This is a genomic window from Lentzea sp. HUAS TT2 (assembly GCF_051853195.1).
Taxonomy (GTDB): domain Bacteria; phylum Actinomycetota; class Actinomycetes; order Mycobacteriales; family Pseudonocardiaceae; genus Lentzea.
In genome coordinates, this window is the sequence record NZ_CP196667.1 from 3,027,754 (window position 1) to 3,048,894 (window position 21,141).

21 protein-coding genes are annotated in these 21,141 nt (G+C 68.6%); 16 read left to right on the forward strand and 5 right to left on the reverse strand.

The window, feature by feature from the left end:
* The first annotated feature begins 270 nt into the window (after window positions 1-270).
* From ACSHWB_RS15175 to ACSHWB_RS15185, 3 genes are read left to right on the forward strand one after another with little or no spacing between them, the layout of a single operon-like run.
* Complete coding sequence (locus ACSHWB_RS15175) at window positions 271-1,839, forward strand: discoidin domain-containing protein (RefSeq protein ID WP_439662662.1); 1,569 nt, start codon at window positions 271-273, stop codon at window positions 1,837-1,839.
* A 29-nt stretch (window positions 1,840-1,868) separates the two neighbouring features.
* Window positions 1,869-3,002 carry an MFS transporter gene (locus tag ACSHWB_RS15180; protein WP_439662663.1) on the forward strand — a complete coding sequence of 378 codons (1,134 nt, stop codon included), beginning with the start codon at window positions 1,869-1,871 and terminating at the stop codon, window positions 3,000-3,002.
* Window positions 2,999-3,943, forward strand: a complete 945-nt coding sequence (locus tag ACSHWB_RS15185) for a hypothetical protein (RefSeq protein WP_439662664.1) — start codon at window positions 2,999-3,001, stop codon at window positions 3,941-3,943. The genes ACSHWB_RS15180 and ACSHWB_RS15185 overlap by 4 nt, the downstream gene beginning before the upstream one ends.
* Here ACSHWB_RS15185 and leuA read toward each other — a convergent pair.
* A complete protein-coding gene (gene leuA / locus ACSHWB_RS15190; RefSeq protein WP_439662665.1) occupies window positions 3,940-5,766 on the reverse strand; it encodes a 2-isopropylmalate synthase in 1,827 nt (608 codons plus the stop codon). The genes ACSHWB_RS15185 and leuA overlap by 4 nt on opposite strands.
* 319 nt (window positions 5,767-6,085) lie before the next feature.
* Between leuA and ACSHWB_RS15195 the strand changes: the two genes are divergently transcribed.
* Genes ACSHWB_RS15195 through ACSHWB_RS15205 form a run of 3 tightly spaced genes read left to right on the forward strand, consistent with a single transcriptional unit; the run spans window position 6,086 to window position 7,198 of the window.
* Window positions 6,086-6,382: a hypothetical protein gene (locus ACSHWB_RS15195; RefSeq protein ID WP_439662666.1), complete on the forward strand. Its 297-nt coding sequence runs from the start codon at window positions 6,086-6,088 to the stop codon at window positions 6,380-6,382.
* An 18-nt stretch (window positions 6,383-6,400) separates the two neighbouring features.
* Window positions 6,401-6,688, forward strand: coding sequence for a hypothetical protein (locus ACSHWB_RS15200; RefSeq protein WP_439662667.1), 288 nt, complete (start codon window positions 6,401-6,403; stop codon window positions 6,686-6,688).
* A 9-nt stretch (window positions 6,689-6,697) separates the two neighbouring features.
* Window positions 6,698-7,198 carry an NUDIX domain-containing protein gene (locus ACSHWB_RS15205; RefSeq protein ID WP_439662668.1) on the forward strand — a complete coding sequence of 167 codons (501 nt, stop codon included), beginning with the start codon at window positions 6,698-6,700 and terminating at the stop codon, window positions 7,196-7,198.
* Here ACSHWB_RS15205 and ACSHWB_RS15210 read toward each other — a convergent pair.
* A complete protein-coding gene (locus ACSHWB_RS15210) occupies window positions 7,184-7,744 on the reverse strand; it encodes a nitroreductase family protein (RefSeq protein ID WP_439662669.1) in 561 nt (186 codons plus the stop codon). The two genes, ACSHWB_RS15205 and ACSHWB_RS15210, sit on opposite strands and share 15 nt — an antisense overlap.
* Window positions 7,744-8,967: a hypothetical protein gene (locus ACSHWB_RS15215; protein ID WP_439662670.1), complete on the reverse strand. Its 1,224-nt coding sequence runs from the start codon at window positions 8,965-8,967 to the stop codon at window positions 7,744-7,746. Before ACSHWB_RS15215 ends, ACSHWB_RS15210 begins: the two co-directional genes overlap by 1 nt.
* Before the next feature lie 104 nt (window positions 8,968-9,071).
* Between ACSHWB_RS15215 and ACSHWB_RS15220 the strand changes: the two genes are divergently transcribed.
* The 7 genes from ACSHWB_RS15220 (at window position 9,072) to ACSHWB_RS15250 (ending at window position 17,404) form a co-directional block, all read left to right on the forward strand.
* Window positions 9,072-10,337: an aspartate kinase gene (locus ACSHWB_RS15220; protein WP_439662671.1), complete on the forward strand. Its 1,266-nt coding sequence runs from the start codon at window positions 9,072-9,074 to the stop codon at window positions 10,335-10,337.
* Window positions 10,334-11,398, forward strand: coding sequence for an aspartate-semialdehyde dehydrogenase (locus ACSHWB_RS15225; RefSeq protein ID WP_439662672.1), 1,065 nt, complete (start codon window positions 10,334-10,336; stop codon window positions 11,396-11,398). The genes ACSHWB_RS15220 and ACSHWB_RS15225 overlap by 4 nt, the downstream gene beginning before the upstream one ends.
* Before the next feature lie 42 nt (window positions 11,399-11,440).
* Window positions 11,441-11,998: a hypothetical protein gene (locus ACSHWB_RS15230; RefSeq protein WP_439662673.1), complete on the forward strand. Its 558-nt coding sequence runs from the start codon at window positions 11,441-11,443 to the stop codon at window positions 11,996-11,998.
* Complete coding sequence (locus tag ACSHWB_RS15235; protein ID WP_439662674.1) at window positions 11,995-13,464, forward strand: ADP-ribosylglycohydrolase family protein; 1,470 nt, start codon at window positions 11,995-11,997, stop codon at window positions 13,462-13,464. Before ACSHWB_RS15230 ends, ACSHWB_RS15235 begins: the two co-directional genes overlap by 4 nt.
* A 132-nt stretch (window positions 13,465-13,596) precedes the next feature.
* Window positions 13,597-15,003, forward strand: coding sequence for a gluconokinase (locus ACSHWB_RS15240; protein WP_439662675.1), 1,407 nt, complete (start codon window positions 13,597-13,599; stop codon window positions 15,001-15,003).
* Window positions 15,004-15,041: 38 nt separating this feature from the next.
* Window positions 15,042-16,232, forward strand: a complete 1,191-nt coding sequence (locus ACSHWB_RS15245) for an MFS transporter (protein ID WP_439662676.1) — start codon at window positions 15,042-15,044, stop codon at window positions 16,230-16,232.
* Window positions 16,229-17,404: an MFS transporter gene (locus ACSHWB_RS15250; protein WP_439662677.1), complete on the forward strand. Its 1,176-nt coding sequence runs from the start codon at window positions 16,229-16,231 to the stop codon at window positions 17,402-17,404. Before ACSHWB_RS15245 ends, ACSHWB_RS15250 begins: the two co-directional genes overlap by 4 nt.
* Here ACSHWB_RS15250 and ACSHWB_RS15255 read toward each other — a convergent pair.
* A complete protein-coding gene (locus ACSHWB_RS15255; protein WP_439662678.1) occupies window positions 17,380-18,432 on the reverse strand; it encodes an alpha/beta hydrolase in 1,053 nt (350 codons plus the stop codon). The two genes, ACSHWB_RS15250 and ACSHWB_RS15255, sit on opposite strands and share 25 nt — an antisense overlap.
* 65 nt (window positions 18,433-18,497) lie before the next feature.
* On the opposite strand from ACSHWB_RS15255, the gene ACSHWB_RS15260 reads away from it, so the two are divergent.
* From ACSHWB_RS15260 to ACSHWB_RS15270, 3 genes are all read left to right on the forward strand, one after another.
* Entirely contained in the window at window positions 18,498-19,073 is a 576-nt protein-coding gene (locus ACSHWB_RS15260) for an NADPH-dependent FMN reductase (RefSeq protein WP_439662679.1), read from the forward strand.
* Window positions 19,074-19,158: 85 nt separating this feature from the next.
* Window positions 19,159-19,581 (forward strand): organic hydroperoxide resistance protein, encoded by a 423-nt coding sequence (locus ACSHWB_RS15265; protein ID WP_191302418.1) that lies wholly within the window; start codon window positions 19,159-19,161, stop codon window positions 19,579-19,581.
* Window positions 19,582-19,596: 15 nt separating this feature from the next.
* Window positions 19,597-20,073: a Dps family protein gene (locus ACSHWB_RS15270; protein WP_439662680.1), complete on the forward strand. Its 477-nt coding sequence runs from the start codon at window positions 19,597-19,599 to the stop codon at window positions 20,071-20,073.
* Window positions 20,074-20,113: 40 nt separating this feature from the next.
* Here the strand turns inward: ACSHWB_RS15270 and ACSHWB_RS15275 are convergent, their stop codons facing one another.
* Window positions 20,114-21,103, reverse strand: a complete 990-nt coding sequence (locus ACSHWB_RS15275; RefSeq protein ID WP_439662681.1) for a DUF4872 domain-containing protein — start codon at window positions 21,101-21,103, stop codon at window positions 20,114-20,116.
* Between the last annotated feature and the right edge of the window lie 38 nt (window positions 21,104-21,141).

Below are 21,141 nucleotides of genomic sequence, written 5' to 3' on the forward strand. Positions count from 1 at the left end.
AACGTACGTGACCCAGGTGAACAATCCCGACCTGGGTGTTTCTTCAGCGCGTCCACAGGTACAGCGTTCGCGCACTGTCCAAAAGGGCATGACCGGCCCGGCTTCCCGCCGCATGTGACCCAGGTCATGAGGGCTGTGGTGTTCCTTCTCGCGTCCGGTCTGGCGTTCTGCCGTTGACCTGCTCGTTCGGCCGCCCCTAGCGTCCGGAATCAATTGGGAAGCTTCTTTACCAATCCTTCGAGCCGCCGCCCTTTGCCCAGGAGGAACGAAGTGATCAAAAAGCACACCAGAGCTGGTGTCGCCATAGCCCTGTTCGCGCTGGTGGTCCCTCAGATCGCGGCGTCCGGCACGGCCAACGCGGCTGATTCCCTGCTGTCCGCCAACAAACCCACCACCGTCTCGTCCGTCGAGGCCGAGACCTTCGGCGGCGCCAACGCCGTCGACGGCGACCCGGCCACGCGCTGGGCGAGCCTCGAGGGCGTCGATCCGCAGTGGATCGCCGTCGACCTCGGTGGCACCGCCACCATCTCCAAGGTCAAGCTCAGCTGGGAGGCCGCGTACGCCTCCGAGTACAAGATCCAGACGTCGTCCGACGGGTCGTCGTGGAGCACGAAGAAGACCCTGACCGGCCAGAACGGCGGTACCGACGAGTCCACGCTGACGGCGTCCGGCCGGTTCGTGCGGATCTACGGCACCAAGCGCGGCACGACCTACGGCTACTCGCTCTTCGGCCTCGAGGTCTGGGGCAGCATCGCGAACGGCGACACCACCGCGCCGACCGCGCCCGCCGGTCTGTCGAGCACCGGCACCACGTCGAGCTCGGTCGACCTGCAGTGGACGGCCGCGACCGACAACGTCGGCGTGACGGGCTACGAGGTGCTGCGCAACGGCAGCGTCGTCGGCACGCCCACCGGCACCACGTTCACCGACACCGGGCTCGCGTCCGGCACGGCGTTCACCTACACCGTCAAGGCCCGTGACGCGGCCGGCAACCTCGGCCCGGCGAGCAACGCGGTGCAGGCGACCACCAAGCCCGCGGCCCCCGGCGACACCATCACGGTCGTCGCCGCCGGTGACATCGCGTCGCTGACCAACACCGAGCACTACGAGACGGCGAAGCTGATCGAGCAGATCAAGCCGAACCACATCCTCACGGTCGGCGACAACCAGTACGACAGCGGCACGATCGCGGAGTTCAAGGCCCACTACGACAAGTCGTGGGGCAAGTACAAGAACATCACCCACCCCGCGACCGGCAACCACGAGTGGGAGGACAACCTCAACGGCTACAAGTCGTACTTCGGCGTCCAGGCCTACCCGTCAGGAAAGCCGTACTACAGCTGGGAAGCCGGCGAGTTCCACTTCGTGTCGTTCGACTCGCAGAAGATGTACGACACCGGTGCCGACTCCACGCAGCTCAACTGGCTCAAGGCCGACCTGGCCGCGAACACCAAGGCCTGCGTCGTCGGCTACTGGCACCACCCGCGGTTCAACTCGGGCGAGTACGGCGACAAGTCCACGATGGCCCCGCTGTGGAACGCCTTCGCGGACGCCAAGGCCGACCTGGTCCTGAGCGGTCACGACCACCACTACGAGCGGCTGAAGCCGTTGAGCAAGAGCGGTTCGGTCGACGAGGCCAACGGTCTGCGCACCGCGATCATCGGCATCGGCGGCGACTACCTCTACAAGAACGTCAAGCCGCGCGCGGGCGTCGAGAACTGGTTCGCGGACTCGCACGGCGTCGTGAAGTTCACCCTGTCCGGTCGCTCCTACTCGTGGGAGGTCATCGACACGGCGGGCAAGGTGCGCGACAAGGCCGGTCCTTACAACTGTCGTTAGTCGGTTCTGGCTGCCGATCGGAGTCCGCCATGTACATCGCAACTGCTAGACAAGCTCCGGCTTCCGGTGGCACCGGCAGGATCGCGGGCAACGTGCTCGCGCTGGGCGCGGTGTCCCTGCTCACGGACGTCTCGTCCGAGATGGTCACCGCCATCCTGCCGCTGTACCTGGTGCTGGGGCTGGGTTTCTCCCCGCTGCAGTTCGGTGTGCTCGACGGCATCTACACCGGTGTGACGGCGCTGGTTCGCGTTGTCGGTGGTCACGCTGCGGACCGCTGGCAACGGCGCAAGTTCGTGGCCGGACTCGGGTACGGGATCTCGGCGCTGGGCAAGCTCGGCCTGCTCGCCGCCGGGACCTCGGCCACCGCGATGGGGCTCGTGCTGGCCGGGGACCGGACCGGCAAGGGCTTGCGCACCGCGCCGAGGGACGCGCTGATCACGTTGAGCAGCGAGCCCTCGGCGCTCGGACGTGCCTTCGGTGTCCACCGTGCCATGGACACCGTCGGCGCGTTCCTCGGCCCGCTGGCGGCGTTCTGTCTCTTGTGGACGCTGCCGGCTCGTTACGACGTGGTGTTCGTGGTGAGCTTCTGCTTCGCGGCAGTGGGTTTTCTCGTTCTGGTGCTGTTCGTGCGTGATCACCGGGACGTGCTGCCACGCGTCGCGGTGTCGCTGCGGTCGGCGTTCGGGTTGTTGCGGTCCAGGCCGTTCCGGCGGGTCTGCCTGGTCGCGTGCGGGCTCGGGTTCCTGACGCTGGGCGACGGGTTCGTCTACCTGTTGCTGCAGAAGAAGCTCGACGTCGAGCTCGCGTACATCGCGTTGCTGCCTCTCGGCACGGCCGGCGTGTACCTGCTCGCCGCCGTGCCGCTGGGGTCGCTGGCCGATCGCGTGGGGCGGTGGCGGATCTTCCTCGCCGGCCATCTCGCGTTGCTCGGCGCGTACGTGCTGCTCGCCGGCGCTTCCGGGATCTCGTTGCTCGTCGGTGTTCTGGTGCTGCACGGGCTGTTCTACGCGTGCACGGACGGGGTGCTGATGGCCGTGGCCGGGCCGATGATCCCCGACTCGTTGCGCACGTCCGGTCTTGCCCTGCTGCAGACCGGGCAGGTGCTGGCCCGTGCGGCTTCCTCTGTTCTGTTCGGTGCTCTTTGGACGTGGTTCGCTTGGTGAGGATCCTGATCGTCGTCGTTGCCGTGCTCGCCTTGGGAGCGGGTGCCACCGCCTACGCGTTGCGGTCGCCTGCCGAGGTCTCCGTTGCCGTCGAGGCCGGGCCTGTCGAGCTGTCGTCCGGGCGGCTGATGTTCGTGGACGAGGTGAGCGGCCGGGTGGCCTCGGTGCCGTTGACCGATCCGGCTGGGCCTCGACGGGTGAGCTCGTTGTCCTGCAAGCGGTTCTACACGGCTGCCGGGCAGGGGTTGTGTCTTGCGGACGCCTCCGGTCCGTTACCGGGTGCTTCGGCCGTGTTCGTCGACCGCGGGCTGGCGGAGCGTCGGAGGGTGGAGGTGGACGGTGTGCCGAACCGCGCCAAGTTGTCCGCCGACGGGCGGATGGCGTCGTGGACGACGTTCGTCACGGGGGACTCGTACTCGCAGGCAGGGACGTTCTCCACGCGGACCGCGATCTTCGATCAGGAGACCGAGGTGTACTCCAGCAACATCGAGGGCACGCGGGTTGCGGGCATGAAGACGGTCAACGACATGAACTTCTGGGGCGTGACCTTCGGTTCTGACGACCGCACCTATTACGCGACGCTGAGTTCCGGCGGGAAGACCTACCTGATCCAGGGCGACGCCGCCGAGGAGTCGGCGAAACCGTTGCGGGAGAACGTCGAATGCCCGTCGCTCTCACCGGACGGCAAGCGGGTGGCGTTCAAGAAGCGCGTGCCCGGCGACGGCGCGCGACCGTGGCGGCAGCACGTGCTGGACCTGACCACGATGGTGGAGACACCGCTGGCCGAGACCCGTGGGATCGACGACCAGGTCGTGTGGCTCGACAACGACACCATCGCCTACGGCCTGCCGGGCGAGGGCATCTGGGCCGTGCAAGCGAACGGGGAGGGCGCGCCGCGGCAACTGGTGCCGCACGCGTCCTCCCCGTCGGTTGTCAGCTAGCGCTGTGCCCGGTTGATCGCCGAGACGATCGCGCGGAACGAGGCCGCGACCGTCGAGCTGTCGATGCCCACGCCCCACAGGACGCGGTCGCCCACGGCGCACTCGAGGTAGGCGGCCGCGCGGGCGTCGTCACCGGCGGACAGCGCGTGCTCGGCGTAGTCCAGCACCCGCACGTCGTAGCCCACCGAGGCGAGAGCGTCGACGAAGGCCGCGATCGGGCCGTTGCCCGAACCCGTGATCTCCTGCTGGTCGCCGTCGATCAGCAGGGTCGCGGTGATCTCCTCGTGGCCGCTGCCGTCCGCGGTCGCCCGGTGCTTGAGCAGGTACAGCGGCACCCGGCCGTGCAGGTACTCCTCTGCGAAGGCGTCCCACATCTCCTTCGGGTTGATCTCGCCGCCCTGCGTGTCGGTGACCTCCTGGATCACCCGCGAGAACTCGATCTGCAGGCGCCGCGGCAGGTCGAGGTGGTGCTCCTGCTTCATCAGGTACGCCACGCCGCCCTTGCCGGACTGCGAGTTGACCCGGATGACGGCCTCGTAGTTGCGGCCGACGTCCTTCGGGTCGATCGGCAGGTACGGGACCTCCCACAGGAAGTCGTCGACGTGCTGACCGGCTTCCTTGGCGTCGGCCTCCAGGGCCTCGAAGCCCTTCTTGATCGCGTCCTGGTGGGAACCGGAGAACGCGGTGAAGACCAGGTCGCCGCCGTACGGGTGACGTTCCGGGACGGGCAGCTGGTTGCAGTACTCGACCGTGCGCCGGACCTCGTCGATGTCGGAGAAGTCGATCTGCGGGTCGATGCCCTGGCTGAACATGTTCATCGCCAGCGTGACCAGGCAGACGTTGCCGGTGCGCTCACCGTTGCCGAACAGGCAGCCCTCGATGCGGTCCGCGCCGGCCAGGTAACCCAGCTCGGCCGCCGCCACACCGGTGCCGCGGTCGTTGTGCGGGTGCAGGCTCAGGATGATCGACTCGCGGTTGGCGAGGTTGCGGGACATCCACTCGATGCTGTCCGCGTAGACGTTCGGGGTGGCCATCTCCACCGTCGCCGGCAGGTTGATGATCAGCGGCTTTTCCGGCGTGGGCTGGATGACTTCCTGGACCGCGTTGCAGACTTCCAGGGCGTAGGAGAGCTCGGTGCCCGTGTAGGACTCGGGGGAGTACTCGTAGCGGAAGTCGGTCTCCGGGTAGTCCTGTTCCTGCTGCTTGGCGAACTTCGCCGCGTCCACGGCGATCTTCTTGATGCCGTCGCGGTCGGAGCGGAACACGACCCGGCGCTGGAGGATCGACGTCGAGTTGTAGAAGTGGACGATCGCCTTGTTGGCGTTGCGCAGGGACTCGAAGGTCCTCGCGATCAGTTCCTCGCGGCACTGGGTCAGGACCTGGATCGTCACGTCGTCCGGGATGGCGCCGTCTTCGATGATCTCGCGGACGAAGTCGAAGTCCGTCTGGGACGCGGCCGGGAAGCCGACCTCGATCTCCTTGAAGCCCATCCGGACCAGGAGGTCGAACATCTTGCGCTTGCGGGCCGGGGACATCGGGTCGATCAGGGCCTGGTTGCCGTCACGCAGGTCCACCGCGCACCAGAGGGGGGCCTTTTGGATCTTTTTCGTCGGCCAGGTGCGGTCGGGGACGTCCACGGTCTCCACCAGGTCCTGAAAAGGGCGGTAGCGGTGGAACGGCATGCTGCTGCCCAGTTGGCGGTTCCAGGACTGTTGCGTCGCCGGGGCCGGGCGGGAGGGCTTGCGGATCCGGCTGGTGCCCGAGGAGTAGGCGTCTGCCGAGTCGTGGGCGCTGGTGGTGGTGAAAGCCTCGTTCGAGGTCATGGGGATCGTGCTCCTGCGGGTCGTTTTACGGGAACGACCGGCGGCAACGCTGAAGCCCGCGACGGGGGGCCGGTCTGATCAGACCCCGTCACGGCAGCGAAGCAGGAGGGAACGCCACACGGGGGACAGAGTAGTCACAGGGTGGGCGGGGATGGAAATAGTCGACCGGATCGTGGGATGTCGCCGGCGAGGTGAGCGGTCCTTCGACGTCGCTTGAGGGCGGCTCGTGGGCCGCTTCGCGGGTAGGCGGGCGCGGGCGCGCGCCAAAGTAGGTCATCTAGCAAGTTTTGGCAGGCTCATACCCGGGAATCGTTCATGTATGTCCAGATTACGTACGACCAGTGGCCGCGGCACGGCTTCCCGCGTGATCAGCGGCATCGGCGTGCTCTTCGCACTCATCGAAGTGCTCTTCATCCTGATGGTCGTGTTGGGCGCGAACCCTGCGAACGCGTTCTTCAAGTTCATCCAGTCCCTCGCCGAGCCCCTCGCGTTGTTCTTCCCTGGCCTCTTCGGCACCGGGAACTTCAACCTCGACGTGTTCCTCAACTACGGTCTCGCCGCCGTGTTCTGGCTGGTCGTGACTGGAATCCTCGCGCGTGTGGTCTCACGCTACTGAGGAGTAGATTCCTGACCTATGCGTACGCGGCTGGTCGGGATCACAGCAGGTGCAGTCAGTTGGGTCGGCCTCGCCCTGGCGGTCGTGCTCGTCGTTCACGTCGTGCTCACCGTTGGCGGGGCCACCCCTGGAAACCCCATCACCAGCACGGTCAAGGAAGTGGCCGAGCCGGTGGCTTTGGCGTTCAAGGACCTGTTCAGACCCGAGGACGCGAAGCTGCGGGTGATCGTGAACTTCGGTCTCGCCGCGTTGTTCTGGCTCGGCGTTCGAGCGATCGTCCTTAAGCTCGTTAGGCGTCTCAACTAGGTTCGTCTCATGGCGCGCGACGACTTCTGCAGCAGCTGTGGCAACCGGTATGCCGACACGGCTGCCTATCCCCGCAAGTGCCTCAGCTGTGGGCACATGGTGTGGGCCAATCCCTCGCCTGTGGTGGTGTTGCTCGTGCCGGTGAAGGACGGGCCGCGCACCGGGCTGCTCACCGTGCGGCGGGCGATTCCGCCTGTCGGCGAGTTGGCGTTCGTCAGCGGGTTCATGGATCGCGGTGAGTCGTGGCAGCAGAGTGCCGTTCGGGAGCTCGAGGAAGAAGCGAACGTTCGGATCGCGCCCGAGGACCTGCGGCCGTTGCACTTCATCTCGACGCCGGACGGGGGGACGGTGTTGATGTTCGCCACCGCGCCCGCCATCAACGCTGAGGACATGCCGCCGTTCCTGCCCAACGACGAGGCGTCCGAGCGGACTGTCATCTTCGAGTGCGTGCCGTTGGCGTTTCCGCTGCACAACGAGGTCGCGACGAAGTACTTCTCAACCGAGCTCTGACTGGCCCCAGGTGCCGGTGAAGACCGTGTCCGACAACGGTAGGCGCTTGCGTTCGCGCTGCTCGCGGGCTTGAAGGTCCTCGGGGAGGTCGGACAGGGCGCCCTGGCGGCCCAGGGCCATCGCCACCAGCGGGCGGGCGTTGTCCGGCATGGCGAAGGCGGTGTGGGCGGCTTGTTTGTCGAAGCCGCCCATCATGTGTGCGATGAGACCCAGGTCGACGGCCTGGAGGGCCATGTTCTCCATGGCCAGGCCCAGGCCGAACTCGACGTTCGGGATGTCGCCCTTGTCGTCCGTGGTGAGGACGCAGCCGATCAGCAGAACCGAGGCCTTGGGGGCCCAGGTCCTGTTGCCGCGGGTCAGGGTCTCGACGATCGCGGCGAACGTTTCGGAGCCCCGGTGGCCCGCGATGAAGCGGGCCGGTTGGCTGTTGCCGTGGGACGGGGCCCAGCGGCCCGCCTCCAGGACGGTGCGGAGTTCTGCCGCGGAGACGGTCGCGTCAGCGGAGAAGGCGCGCGGGCTCCAGCGCTTCGAGATCAGCTCGTTCATCAGATCGCATACTGCCAAACGGCCAGGGAGTAGGCGCCGAACCACGCGCTGAACAGCGTCGCCATGCCCAGGACGGTGAGGACCGTGGACGTGCGGCGGCGGGCCAGGACCAGGGCCAGGGGGAGCAGCAGCGTGAACGCCGGGAGCAGCAGGCGGGCCTTCGAGTTCATCAGGCCGTTCGAGCCCAGGTCCATGACCAGGACGCCCAGGCCGTAGACGATCAGCGGCCACTCCAGGCGGCGCTGGAAGGCGTAGAAGACCAGGACGACCGCCAGGGCCAGGAGCCAGACGGTGCCGGTCTCCAGCACCGAGCGCGGGTTGCCCAGGTGGCCCCCGGCGAACTCCAGGGTGGCGGCGCCTCCGTCGAACTTCGAGCCCCAGCCCCGTTGCTGCACGCCGAACCAGCCCATGAGGTCGCCGGTGCGGACGGCCACCCAGCCGAGGTAGCCGAGCAGGCCCAGCGGGGCGATCACGCCGCCCGCCCACGCGCGCCAGTCCCGCCTGTTCGCGATCACCGCGACCAGCGCGGCCAGGCCGACCGCCAGGATCAGGGCCGCCGCCGTCGGACGGACGAGGCCCGCTGCCGCCGTGCAGACGCCGGCGAGGATCCAGCGCTTCTTGACCACGCCGACCAGGGCCCAGGCGGCGAACGCGCAGAACGTGGCCTCGGAGTAGGTCATCGAGAGCACGACGGCCATCGGGGACGCGGCGAAGAGCGTGACGAAGATCAGGCCCGTCGCGGTCGAGCCGTCGCGGACGACCCTGCCCAGGACGAACAGTCCGTACGCGCAGAAGATGCCGCTGATCAGGCTGACCGCGAAGGCCGCGCCGACCACGTCCACACCCGGCAGGCCGTCGACCCAGCGGATCAGGGCCGGATAGCCGGGGAAGAACGCCAGCGGGGTCTCGGCGGTGCGGCGGCCGAACGCGTCGTACGGGGGTGACGGCACGCCGTTGTAGCCGCCCGTCGCGATGCCGAGGAACCAGTCGCCGTCCCACGACTTCAGGTTGTCGACCGAGGTGTCGGCCTTGCCGGTGAGCTCGTTCTGGTACCCGACGACGAGCTGCAGCACGAACAGACCGACCTGGCGGACGATCAGGTAGATCAGCGCCGGAGCGGTCCAGAGCGCGGCCGGATGTCTGAGCGCTTCGGCCATCCGTGAGCGCGCACTGCTCGCAGGCACGGCTGCTGGGGCCTCCACGACATCGGCACTCGACGACACCCGGACAGAGTAGTCACGCGCATCACGGCTCCAGAGTCTCACCAGGTGGTCCGGGTAGGCTGCCTTCGACGTGGGGTTTTAGTCGCGCGAAGGAGGTCAGGTCGGTGGCGCTCGTCGTCCAGAAGTACGGCGGTTCATCGGTTGGAAGCGCCGAGCGGATCAAACGCGTGGCCGAGCGCATCGTCGCGACCAAGAAGGCGGGGAACGACGTCGTTGTCGTCGTGTCCGCCATGGGTGACACGACTGATGAGCTGCTCGATCTCGCCCGCCAGGTCTCGCCGGTGCCGCCCGCGCGTGAGCTCGACATGCTCCTCACCTCCGGTGAGCGCATCTCGATGTCACTGCTCGCGATGGCGATCAACTCGCTCGGTGCCGAGGCGCGCTCCTACACGGGCTCGCAGGCCGGCGTGATCACGACATCGGCACACGGCAAAGCGCGGATCATCGACGTGACACCGAGCCGGATCCAGGACGCGACGTCCGAGGGGGCCATCGCGATCGTCGCGGGCTTCCAGGGCGTCTCCCAGGACTCGAAGGAGATCACGACGCTCGGCCGTGGCGGCAGCGACACCACCGCGGTGGCGCTCGCGGCCGCGACCAAAGCCGACGTGTGCGAGATCTACACCGACGTGGACGGCGTCTACACCGCCGACCCGCGCATCGTGCCGAACGCGAAGAAGCTCGACACGATCACGTATGAGGAAATGCTCGAGATGGCCGCGTGTGGCGCCAAGGTGCTGATGCTCCGCTGTGTGGAGTACGCCCGCCGCTACAACGTGCCCGTGCATGTCCGTTCGTCGTTCAGCAACAAGACCGGAACCATCGTGTCCGGTTCAGTGGAGGACCTTCACGTGGAACAGGCGATGATCACCGGCGTCGCGCACGACCGGTCCGAAGCCAAAATCACCGTTACCGCCGTCCCCGACCACCCCGGCATCGCGGCCAAGATCTTCCGCGTCGTCGCGCAGGCCGAGCTCGACATCGACATGGTCGTGCAGAACGTGTCCCAGGCCGCGTCCGGCCGCACGGACATCACGTTCACGCTGGCCAAGGTCGACGGCCCGCGCGCGGTGGCGGCCCTGGAGAAGTCCCGTGGCGAGATCGGGTTCGACCAGGTCCTCTACGACGAGCACGTCGGCAAGGTGTCGCTGATCGGCGCGGGCATGCGTTCGCACCCCGGCGTCACGGCGACGTTCTGCGAGGCGCTGGCCACCGCCGGCGTCAACATCGACATCATCTCCACCTCGGAGATCCGCATCTCGGTCATCTGCCGCGACACCCAGCTCGACGACGCCGTCCGTGCCCTGCACGACGCGTTCGACCTGGGCACCGACGAAGAGGCCGTCGTTTACGCAGGGACTGGACGATGACTGGGCCTGTACTCGCGCTGGTGGGCGCGACCGGTGCCGTCGGCACCGTGATGATCGACATCATGAACACCCGCTCCTCCGTGCCGTGGGGCGAGATCCGGCTGGTCGCGTCGGCGCGCTCGGCGGGCAAGAAGATCAACGTGCGCGGCCAGGACCTCACGGTCGTCGCGCTCTCGCCCGAGGCGTTCGACGGCGTGGACATCGCGATGTTCGACGTGCCGGACGAGATCTCGGCCGAGTGGGCGCCGATCGCCGTCGAGCGCGGCGCGGTCGCGATCGACAACTCCGGTGCGTTCCGGATGGACGCCGACGTGCCGCTGGTCGTGCCGGAGGTGAACGCGGACAAGATCAACGATCGTCCGCGCGGCATCATCTCGAACCCGAACTGCACGACGCTGTCGATGATGGCGTCGCTGGGCGCGTTGCACCGCGAGTTCGAGCTCAAGGAACTCGTCGTGGCCTCCTACCAGGCCGCTTCCGGTGCCGGCCAGTCCGGCATCGACCGCCTGTACGCCGAGATCGCGGCGCTCGCGGGCAAGGAGGCCGGCGTGTCGGCGGGCGACGTGGCCGAGGCGCTGGCCGCGGCCGGTCTGTCCGCAGAGGACTCGCCGTTCCCGGCTCCGCTGGTGCTGAACGTGGTGCCGTGGGCCGGTTCGCTCAAGGACGGCGGCTGGTCGTCCGAGGAGCTCAAGGTCCGCAACGAGGCCCGCAAGATCCTCGGCATCCCGGACCTGAAGGTCTCCGCGACCTGCGTCCGCGTGCCGGTCGTCACGACCCACTCGCTGTCCGTCCACGCGACGTTCGCCCGCGAGATCACGGTCGAGGCCGCGCACAAGATCTTCGAGTCGCAGTCGACGATCGTGCTCGTGGACGACCCGGCCGCGCAGAAGTTCCCGACGCCCGCGGACACCGTGGGCGAGGACCCGACGTACGTGGGCCGCGTGCGCCAGGCGCTGGACTTCCCGAACACGCTGGACTTCTTCGTGTGCGGTGACAACCTGCGCAAGGGTGCGGCGCTGAACACCTACGAGGTCGCGGAAGAGCTCGCGAAGCGCCTCTGATCATCACCCCGGTCGCCGCCGGGCCGGTAAGGTCTGGCGGCGATGGGGGAGATCGAGTGGATCAGGCCGCCGCGCCTCACCGAGGTCGTGGCCGCCTATCAGGGTTTCGCTTTCGGCGCGGGTGTCCGAACAGGACTCGTCGACCAGCTGGTCGCGTGTTCGGCGGAGGACCCGGCGAAGGCGCTGGCCGACTGGGCCGCGAAGCCCGGCGTGCTGCCCGACCTGGTGTCGCGGCAGAGCGCCCTGGCCGAGGACAGCCACCGCGGCAAGATCACGTCGCAGGGGCCCGGCGCGTTGATCTGGGCGCTGCCCGCCGCGGTGCAACGGCTCGACGCGGACCGGATCCGCGAGCTCGTCGCACTCACCCACGGCCCCGACTCTCCGGCCGCCGATGCCGTGATCATGCTGGCCACGCACCTCTTCACGCCTGCCGCGCTCGACCCGCCGGACGCGGACGCGTTCACCGCCGCGGGTGCGTTGGCGCAGGCCGTTCGCGGTGAGGGCCGTGGTGTCGCGCGGGCCGTCGCGGGTGCGCTGGAGGGCGGGCCCGAGCACGACGTGCGGCTCGTCGCCGAAGAGCTGTACCGGAGGTCGTGGTGAGAGCTCTGGCTCCGATGGAGCAGCTCCTGCACGACTACGAGGGAGACGTGAACGGCTTCGGCCACCACGCCACGCACGGTGAGCTGCTCATTCCCGGCGAAGTCCTGATGAGCGAGGACGAGGTCCTCCGCGTCTACACCGACGAGTCGCGGCTGCCGGCGGGGGTCGAGCAGTGGATCCGCGTCCCGTTGCACACGATCCTGAGCAGGCTGGTCTCCTCGAAGCCGCGGCTGCACGTCAACCCCGGCCTGCCGTTCGAGGCCGAGTTCGACTTCGTGGAACTGGCCGACGCCGCGTCTCAGCACATGCGGATCTGCGGGTGCGGCGAGCGGCCGTTCGCCACGCGGGAGGCCAGCCGCTGGGTCGATCCCGATGGCCGCCGGTTCTTCGTGGTGCCGCACGACGGCTCGCGGCTGCGCGGGTGCCTGATCGGCGGTGCGATCGGTGACGCGCTCGGCGCGAACACCGAGAACCTGCCGATGGAGGTCGTCTACGAACGCCACGGTCCGGACGGCATCACGGACCTGCCGGAGAAGCCGGACATCACCGACGACACCCAGATGACGCTGTTCACGTTCGAGGCGGTCATCCGGGCGCACGTGCGGGAGCGGATCACCGGCGAGCGCGAGCTCACCGCCGTCACCCAGAACGCGTACCAGCGTTGGCTGCACACGCAGAAAACGCCGTGGGACAAGGCTCGTGGCGTTCATTCCACTGTGGATGAACCCGATGGCTGGCTCGTCTCGCACCAGGAGCTCTTCCGCATGCGGGCGCCGGGACTCACGTGCACGAGCGCGTTGCAGGAGTATGCCCGCACCGGCGAGCAGGCCACGATCACCAAGCCCGTCAACAACTCCAAGGGCTGCGGCGGCGTCATGCGGGTCGCGCCTGTCGCGCTCGCGGACGAGGACCCGGCCGTCGTGTTCGCGCTGGCGGCGGCCAACGCGGCGCTGACGCACGGCCACCCGAGCGGATACCTGTCGGCGGGGGTGTTCGCCGTACTGGTGCACCAACTGCTGCGGGGCAAGGAACTGACGGACGCGCTGGACGTCGCCGTCGACTCGCTGGTCCGGCGCGAAGGCCACGAGGAGGTCGTCGCGGGCATCGAGCACGCCCTCGAACTCGCCTCGCTCGGCAACCCGAGCGTGGCGCGCGTCGAGGAGCTCGGGCGCGGCGGCGTCGGCGACACGGCGCTGGCGATCGCGTTGTACTCGGTGCTGGCCACCGATGACCCGAACGAGGCGCTGCTGCTCTCGGTCAACCACGGCGGCGACAACGACTCGACGGCGTCCATGTGCGGCAACCTCGCCGGCGCGTTGCACGGCGTCGAGAAGATCCGCCCCGACTGGGTCGAGCGCGTGCAGTTCCGCGAGGTCGTCGACCGGATGGTGGCGGACTGGGAGTGGGAGAAGAGCGCTGCCGCGCCGGTGGGACAGGAGTGGTTCGTCCGGTATCCGCCGTCCTGAAGCCCTTAGGGTGACGTGCATGGCGGAGAACGACGAGCTGTACGACGCGCTGGGTGCGATCTACGAGCGTGCCCAACACATCCCGACCGGACTGGCCGAGCGCGCCACGCTGCCGGCCGTGCGAGCCGAGTCATGATCGTTCTCGCGGTGGACCTCGGCACGACGGCGACCAAGGTCGTCGCGGTCGACGCGCAGGCCCGTGTCGTCGCCTCGACCGAACGCGCCTATCCCATGCGCACCAGCGGTCTCGAAGCCACGCACGACCCCATGCAGGTGCTCGACGCGGCGTTCGACGCCCTGCGCGAGCTGGCCTCGGAGGACGTGCGGGCAATCGCGCTGACCGGCGCCATGCACTCGATCATGGGCCTGGACGCGGACCTGAAGCCCGTCACGGACGCCCTGAGCTGGGCGGACAACCGCGCGGTCGAGCAGACCGAACGGCTGCGCGGCACGGCGGAGGGTCGTGAGCTGCACCAGCAGACCGGTGCGCCGATCCACTCCTTCACACCGCTGATGAAGCTCGCCTGGTTCCACGAGAACGGCGTCCGCGCCGCGAAGTGGTGCGAGATCAAGGACTTCGTGCACCTGCACCTGACCGGCTCGTTGATCAACGAGCACTCGTCCGGGTCCGGCACGGGTCTCATGAACATCCACACCCTGCAGTGGCACGAGCCGTCGCTGGAGTTCGCGGGCGTCACCGCGGACCAGTTGCCGCCGTTGGTCGAGCCGACCCACTCGACGCCCCTGACGGCCGAGATCCCCGGGCTGCCCCGCGGCATTCCGGTGATCGTCGGCGGTGGCGACGGGCCGTTGGGCAACCTCGGCGTCGGCGCGGCCACCCCGGGAGCCGGCGCGGTCTCGCTCGGCACCTCGGGCGCACTCCGCGTGGCCCAGCAGGGACCTGGCGTCGACGAGGAGGGCCGCACGTTCAGCTACGCGATCGGCGAGGGCCTCTGGGTTCGCGGCGGGGCGATCAGCAACGGTGGTGTGGTCGCGCAGTGGGCCGCGGAGACGTTCAACGTCCCGGTCGGTGAGCTGCTGGAGCAGGCAGCGGGCGTCGACTCCGACGGGCTCGTCGCGCTGCCGTACCTGCTGGGCGAACGTGCACCGTGGTGGGACCCGACCGCGCACGCCGCGTTGCTGGGGCTCAGGCGCGAACACACCCCTGCGCAGATCACCAAGGCGTTGGTCGAGGGGGTGTGTCAGCAGCTGGCGCTCGTGCTGGACGCCGTGCCGCAGGTCGACTCGCTGAGGATCACCGGCGGTGCGTTCCGCGCCCCGATCTGGGCCCAGACGCTGGCGAACACGCTCGGCATGCCGTTGCACCTCACCGAGGACAGCGGCGGCTCTGCCGTGGGCGCCGCGCTGCTGGCGTGGCGGGCGCTGGACGAGATCGAGTCGCTGACCGTCGACCTCGTGCGGCCGACGCAGACGATCACGCCGGACGAGGCCGCCATCGAGAGGTACGCGCACGCGCGGCCGTTCGTCGTGAAGGCCTACCGGGCACTGGAAGAGCTGTACGGCGAATCACATCGTTAGCAAAGAAAACCTTTTGCCATCCGCGTGAGGATGGCGGTGTGGACCTCGCCCCCTTCAAGCACGTGCTGATGCTGCCCAGAGTCCGTCCGTTCGCACTGCTGATGTTCTTCGCGAGGATGCCTCCGGCGGCGACCGGCGTGATCCTGACGCTGCACGTCGCGGTCACGCTGGACAGGGGTTACGGCGCGGCGGGCCTGGTCGGGGCGGCCGGCACGATCGGCATGGGGCTGGGCGCGCCGCTGATGGGCAGGCTGATCGACGCGCGCGGGCTGCGGTCGATGCTGGCACTGAGCGTCACGGCGTCGGCGGCGTTCTGGCTGACGGCGCCGCTGATGGGCTACTGGACGTTGCTGGTGACGTCGTTCTGCGTCGGGCTGCTCGGCGTGCCGATGATGTCGATCGGACGGCAGGTCATCACCGCGCTCGTGCCGGAGAGCCGGCGCCGGGTCGCGCTGTCGATCGACTCGATCTCCGTCGAGCTGTCGTTCATGGGCGGGCCCGCGCTCGGCGTGTTCGTCGCGACGAAGTTCTCCACGAACGCGGCGCTGATGTTCATCGGCGTCTCGATCCTGGTCGCCGGAGTGCTGCTGTACTGGGCGAACCCGCCGATGGTGCACGAGGACGAGGCCGTCGACGGGCCGCAGCCCCGCGTGCTCGAGTGGATGCGCGGACGGATCGTCGGCGTGCTGGTGGTGTGCGTCGGAGCGACGGTGTGCCTCGCGGGCATGGAGGTATCGGCGATCGCGTCGCTGGAGCACATCGGCAAGCAGAGCTGGCTCGGCGCGGTGTTCTTCGCGATGTGCGCGGCGTCGATCGTGGGCGGCCTGGTCTACGGCGGAGTGAAGAGGGTGCCCAGCGTGCTGGTGTTGCTGGTGCTCATGGCTTTGCTGGAGATTCCGGTGGGCCTGGGTGACGGCAACGTGCTGCTGCTGTGCCTGCTCCTCGTGCCGATGAACCTCATGTGCGCGCCGTTGATCGCGGCGTCCGGTGAGCACATCAGCAGGCTTGCGCCGCCCACCGCCCGTGGCCTGGCGCTCGGCCTGCAGGGGTCGGCGTTCACCGTGGGCAACGCGATCGGTGCGCCGATCGCCGGTGTCGCGATCGACCGCGGGGGAGCGCCTGCCGGGTTCGCGATCGTCGGCGTGATCGGGCTGCTGGTCGCGGGTGTCGCCTGGCTGCTCGCCCGGCAGAGCAAACCGGTTGCCACCGGGGTGACGATGTCCTCGTGAACCTCGCCCCGTTCAAGTCGGTCCTGGCGCTACCGGGGGTTCGTCCCCTGATGCTGCTGATGCTGTTCGCCAGGATCCCTCCGACCGCGGCGGGCGTCACGGTGACGCTGCACGTCGTCACCACGCTCGACAAGGGCTACGCGGCGGCCGGCACGGTCGGCTTCGCGACCATGATCGGACTCGGCCTCGGCTCGCCGTTGATGGGCAGGCTGGTCGACGGCAAGGGGCTGCGGTTCGTGCTGGCGCTCAGCCTGCTCGAAGGCGCGTTCTGGCTGACGGCGCCGCTGATGGACTACTACGTGCTGCTCGTGCTGGCGTTCGCGAACGGGCTCGTGGCGGTGCCGGTCATGTCGATCGGACGGCAGGCGCTCACCGCGATCGTGCCCGAACCGCAGCGCAGGCCCGCGTTCTCACTGGACTCGATCTCCGTCGAGTTGTCGTTCATGGTCGGGCCCGCGGCGGGCGTGCTGATCGCCACGAAGTTCTCGACAGGCACGGCGCTCGTCACGATCGGTGTGGCGATCCTGACCGCGAGCGCGGTGCTGTTCGCCGTGAACCCGGTGCTGCTGAACGAGGAAGACGTCATCGACGGGCCGGCGCCCCGGCTGCGGGAGTGGCTGCGCGGGCCGATGATCGCCGCGTTGATCATCCCGTTCGGTGCCACGATGGTGTTGTCCGGCATGGAGATCTCGGCCATCGCCTCACTGGAGCGCACGGGTCAGCAGAGCTGGCTCGGGTTGATCTTCTTCGTGATGTGCGCGGCCTCGGCACTGGGCGGGCTCTTCTACGGCAGCCTGCGCCGCGTGCCGACCGGCGTGGTCCTGCTGGCGTGCATGGCGTTGCTGGAGATACCGGTCGGTCTAGGCGACGGCAACGTGTGGCTGCTGGCGCTCGCGTTGATCCCGATGAACCTCGCCTGCGCGCCGACGATCACGGCCTCGTCCGAGCTGATCGCCAAGAACGCACCACCCACGGCGCGCGGACTGGCGCTGGGACTGCAGGGCTCCGCGTTCACGTTCGGCGTCGCCGCTGGTCAGCCGCTCGCGGGGGTCGCGGTGGACCACAGCGGACCCCCGCTCGGCTTCGTCGTCGCCGGTGTCGCCGGACTGCTCGTCGCCGGCGTCGGCTGGGTGCTGTCGAGGCAGCGTCAGGCGGTCTCGCTCACGTCCTGAGCGGAGTTGGCCAGCGCGAAACCGGTCCGCAGCGCACCCACGGCCTCGGACACGGCCTCGCGGAAGATCCCGCCGATGCCGAGCACGTTCGCGAACCCGTGGAACAGGCCCTCGTGCCTGCGCAGCACCACCGGCACACCCTCGGCGGCCAGGCGTTCCGCGAAAGCCTCGCCCTCGTCGCGCAACGGGTCGTAGCCCGCGGTCGCGATATAGGTCGGGGGCAGGTTCGAGAGGTCCTCGGCCAGCATGATCGACAGACGTGGGTCGTGCCGGTCCTTGCCGCCCGACGTGTACTGGTCGAGGAACCAGTCCATCTTCTCGTCGGTGAGGAAGAACCCGTTGCCGAAGATCTCGCGCGACCGGCGGCGCACCGACGCGTCCACGCCGGGGTAGAAGAGCAGCAAGAACGCCAGGTCGATCTCGGCGGCGTGCGCGGTCACCGCGGCCAGGTTGCCGCCGGCGCTGTCGCCGCCCAGCGCGATCCTGGCCGGGTCGATGCCCAGGTCCTCCGCCTTCGCGACGGCGTAGCGCAGCACCTCGGCGGCGTCGTCGGCCGCGGCGGGGAACGGCGCCTCCGGTGCGAGGCGGTAGTCGGCCGCGAGCACGCGGACGCCGGCCTCCTTCGCGAGGAACCGGCAGAGGTTGTCGTGGCTCTCCAGACTGCCGGTCACCCAGCCGCCACCGTGGTAGAAGATCAACAGCGGGGAGCCCGCCGCGAGACCGTCCGGCGTGTAGAGGCGCCCGGCGAACTCGCCGATCGTGAGGTCCCGCGAGCCGATCCCGGTGATCTTCGGACCGGAGACGAGCTTCGAACTCAACTCCAGGTCCAGTCGGCTCTCGGATGCTGTCCTCGTGCGCCAATCCGTCCCGGACAGCTGCTGGAGCCTGAGCAGCAGCTGCGCCTCGGGGTGCAGGTCCTGGCCGTCCAGACGGATCGGGCTGCCGGCGATGAGGCGGCGCACAGGGCCGGGAAGACCGAACGCGAAGCGCAGAGCACCGGCCAGCGCGGCCGCCTGGAAGTTCGACATGTGTTGCAGGTTACTCGCCAGTACGGCTGGATCTCCAGGTATCTGGAGGTGGAAGGATCGTTGGCATGACGGTGACGGTGGTGGGCATCGGGGGCTCGATCAGGTCCGACTCGCAGTCCGAACGGGCGCTGCGGGTGGCTCTGGAGGGTGCTCGCGAACTTGGTGCGCAGACGATCCAGTACAGCGGCCCTGACCTGGTGCTTCCCTTCTACGACCCGTCGGTGCCGGACCGCACGGACATCGCCATGCGGATGGTCGAGGACCTGCGCAGGTGCGACGGCGTGATCGTCGTGTCGCCCGGTTACCACGGCACCGTGTCCGGCCTGGTCAAGAACGCCCTCGACTACATCGAGGACCTGCGCGACGACGACCGCCCGTACCTCGACGGCCGCGCGGTCGGCACGATCACCGCCGCGTACGGCTGGCAGGCCGCGGTGAACACGCTCGCGGCCGTTCGCTCGATCGTGCACGCACTGCGCGGCTGGCCGACCCCTCTGGGCGCCGCGATCAACTCCGCGCAGGTCAAGTTCGACGGCGACGGTGCCTGCTCGGACGTCGACGTGGACCGGAACCTGCGGGTCATCGGCCGTCAGGTGGCCGAGTTCGCCCTGCGGCAGGCGTCTCAGCTGGACGTGAACTGAGTCACCATCGGGCATTTAAGTCGTGCACGATGCGTTCTCCCTCAGTGAAAGGCTTTGAAGCCCCACTGACTCAAGGGAGAGCGGAATGGAAGCGCTGTACACGGCTGAGGCGACTGCTTACGGCGAAGGCCGCAACGGCGAGGTGCGTTCATCCGATGGTGTGATCGACGAGGTCCTGTCGGTCCCGAAGGAGATGGGCGGCCCCGGCGGCGAGGCCACCAACCCGGAGCAGCTCTTCGCGGCCGGGTACTCGGCGTGCTTCAACTCCGCCATCGCAGCAGTCGCGCGCGCCGGGAAGATTCAGGTCGCTTCTTCCGAGGTAACCGCCAAGGTGGGGATCGGCTCCAACGGCGCAGGCGGCTTCCAGCTCGCCGTCGAGCTCGCGGTGAAGATCCCCGGACTCGACCAGGCGGTCGCGGAGAAGCTCGTCGAGCAGGCCCACCAGGTCTGCCCGTACTCCAACGCGACGCGCGGCAACATCGAGGTGGCGCTCACCGTCACCGTCTAGGAGGCGCGTTTCACCATGGCCAAGAACCCGATCACCAGCCCACTGGCAGACGCCGACCGCGACGCAGTCGGCGCGATCCTCCAAGCGACCCTGGTCGACCTGGTCGATCTCTCCCTGATCGGGAAGCAGGCGCACTGGAACGTGATCGGCAAGAACTTCCGCAGCGTCCACCTCCAGCTCGACGAACTGGTCGTCCTGGCGCGCAACGCCGCCGACCAGGTGGCCGAGCGAGCGGCCGCGATCGGCGTCACGCCGAACGGCACGGCGAAGACCATCGCCGCGTCGTCCGGCGTGCCCGAGATCGCGTCCGGCTGGCTGAAGGAGGACCAGGTCGTCACGTCGATCACGGCTTCACTGGCCTCGCTGATCACCCGCATGCGCACCCGCATCGACGAGACCGACAAGCCGGACCTCGTCACCCAGGACCTGCTGATCGGCATCACGCAGGACCTGGAGCAGGCGCACTGGATGTGGCAGGCGCAGGCAGCCTGACCGCTTTCGAGCCGACGCTTCGAGTCCGGACGCTTCCGGCTCAGAGCATCAGCTGACGGATGGCCCGTTCCTCGATGGAACGGGCCTCGTCCACTTTGTCGGCGAGTTCGTCGTAGTCGCCGCCGTTGGCGATCTCCGACCAGAGCCGGCCGGACTCCCGGAACTCCCGCACACCAGGAAGTCCCGCCTCCTGCAGGAACTCCGCGTAGAGCGGCCGCGTCCCACCCCTGGCCGTGTACTCGACCTCCAGGCAGTCGTGCAGCCGCTTCCCGACTGACGCGGGATCGCCGGCCCACCGCTGGGCCCAGCCCTTCTTCCCCTTGTCGCGCAACTGTTCCGCGAGCTTGCGCATCCCGGAGAAGCCGAAGTTCACGTCGAAGTTGTTGCCCAGCACCGGCCCGGTGAGGTGCTCGCACGTCATCCGCACGGCCGCGGCGACATCCGGCTCGCCCAGCCGTTCACCGATGCTGATCATCTCGTGCCTGCCCAGCCCCCAGCCGGCCATGAACTCGGCGAGCGGCTGAACGTGCGTCCCGCGGTTGTGCACGGTGACCTCGTCACCATCGGCCCCCAACACCCCGACCGGGTGCTTCTCCTTGCCCAGCAAGCAGATCACCGGCCCGTCAGCCGCCCGCAACCGCTGCTCGGCCTTGCGCGCCGACGTGGTGCTGGTGACCTCGTGCGCAATGTTGGCGTGCACGAGCGCAGTCGGGATGAACGGCGCCGGGTGGTGCCGCGCGACGATCGTCATCGTGGGCGCGTGCCCCTTGTACTCGAACACGAAGTACATGAACCCGATACCGCCGGCGAGCCCGGCCAGCATCGCCTCGGACCACTCGTCGTCGAGCATCTCCCGCAACAGCCAGGAGTCATGCATCTGACCGGTAGGCCGCGCGTCTTTCAACACATGCCTGCGGGCGGTGGTGTACGACTCGCCGGTGCGTTCCATCCGGACGCGAACCAGGCGCTTGAACGACTTCTGCTCGGTCATGGCGTTGCCTCTCGCGGACGTGCCGGAGCCGTTCCCCACGCCAAGCTCTGCTCGTCCGGGCTGCGTACCTGCACACG

Bases quoted from the DNA above. Each gene is read 5' to 3' on its own strand.
- ACSHWB_RS15180 (WP_439662663.1), top strand. From the start codon at position 1,869: ATGTACATCGCAACTGCTAGACAAGCTCCGGCTTCCGGTGGCACCGGC.
- leuA (WP_439662665.1), bottom strand. From the start codon at position 5,766: ATGACCTCGAACGAGGCTTTCACCACCACCAGCGCCCACGACTCGGCA.
- ACSHWB_RS15195 (WP_439662666.1), top strand. From the start codon at position 6,086: ATGTCCAGATTACGTACGACCAGTGGCCGCGGCACGGCTTCCCGCGTG.
- ACSHWB_RS15200 (WP_439662667.1), top strand. From the start codon at position 6,401: ATGCGTACGCGGCTGGTCGGGATCACAGCAGGTGCAGTCAGTTGGGTC.
- ACSHWB_RS15205 (WP_439662668.1), top strand. From the start codon at position 6,698: ATGGCGCGCGACGACTTCTGCAGCAGCTGTGGCAACCGGTATGCCGAC.
- ACSHWB_RS15210 (WP_439662669.1), bottom strand. From the start codon at position 7,744: ATGAACGAGCTGATCTCGAAGCGCTGGAGCCCGCGCGCCTTCTCCGCT.
- ACSHWB_RS15225 (WP_439662672.1), top strand. From the start codon at position 10,334: ATGACTGGGCCTGTACTCGCGCTGGTGGGCGCGACCGGTGCCGTCGGC.
- ACSHWB_RS15230 (WP_439662673.1), top strand. From the start codon at position 11,441: ATGGGGGAGATCGAGTGGATCAGGCCGCCGCGCCTCACCGAGGTCGTG.
- ACSHWB_RS15240 (WP_439662675.1), top strand. From the start codon at position 13,597: ATGATCGTTCTCGCGGTGGACCTCGGCACGACGGCGACCAAGGTCGTC.
- ACSHWB_RS15255 (WP_439662678.1), bottom strand. From the start codon at position 18,432: ATGTCGAACTTCCAGGCGGCCGCGCTGGCCGGTGCTCTGCGCTTCGCG.
- ACSHWB_RS15260 (WP_439662679.1), top strand. From the start codon at position 18,498: ATGACGGTGACGGTGGTGGGCATCGGGGGCTCGATCAGGTCCGACTCG.
- ACSHWB_RS15265 (WP_191302418.1), top strand. From the start codon at position 19,159: ATGGAAGCGCTGTACACGGCTGAGGCGACTGCTTACGGCGAAGGCCGC.
- ACSHWB_RS15270 (WP_439662680.1), top strand. From the start codon at position 19,597: ATGGCCAAGAACCCGATCACCAGCCCACTGGCAGACGCCGACCGCGAC.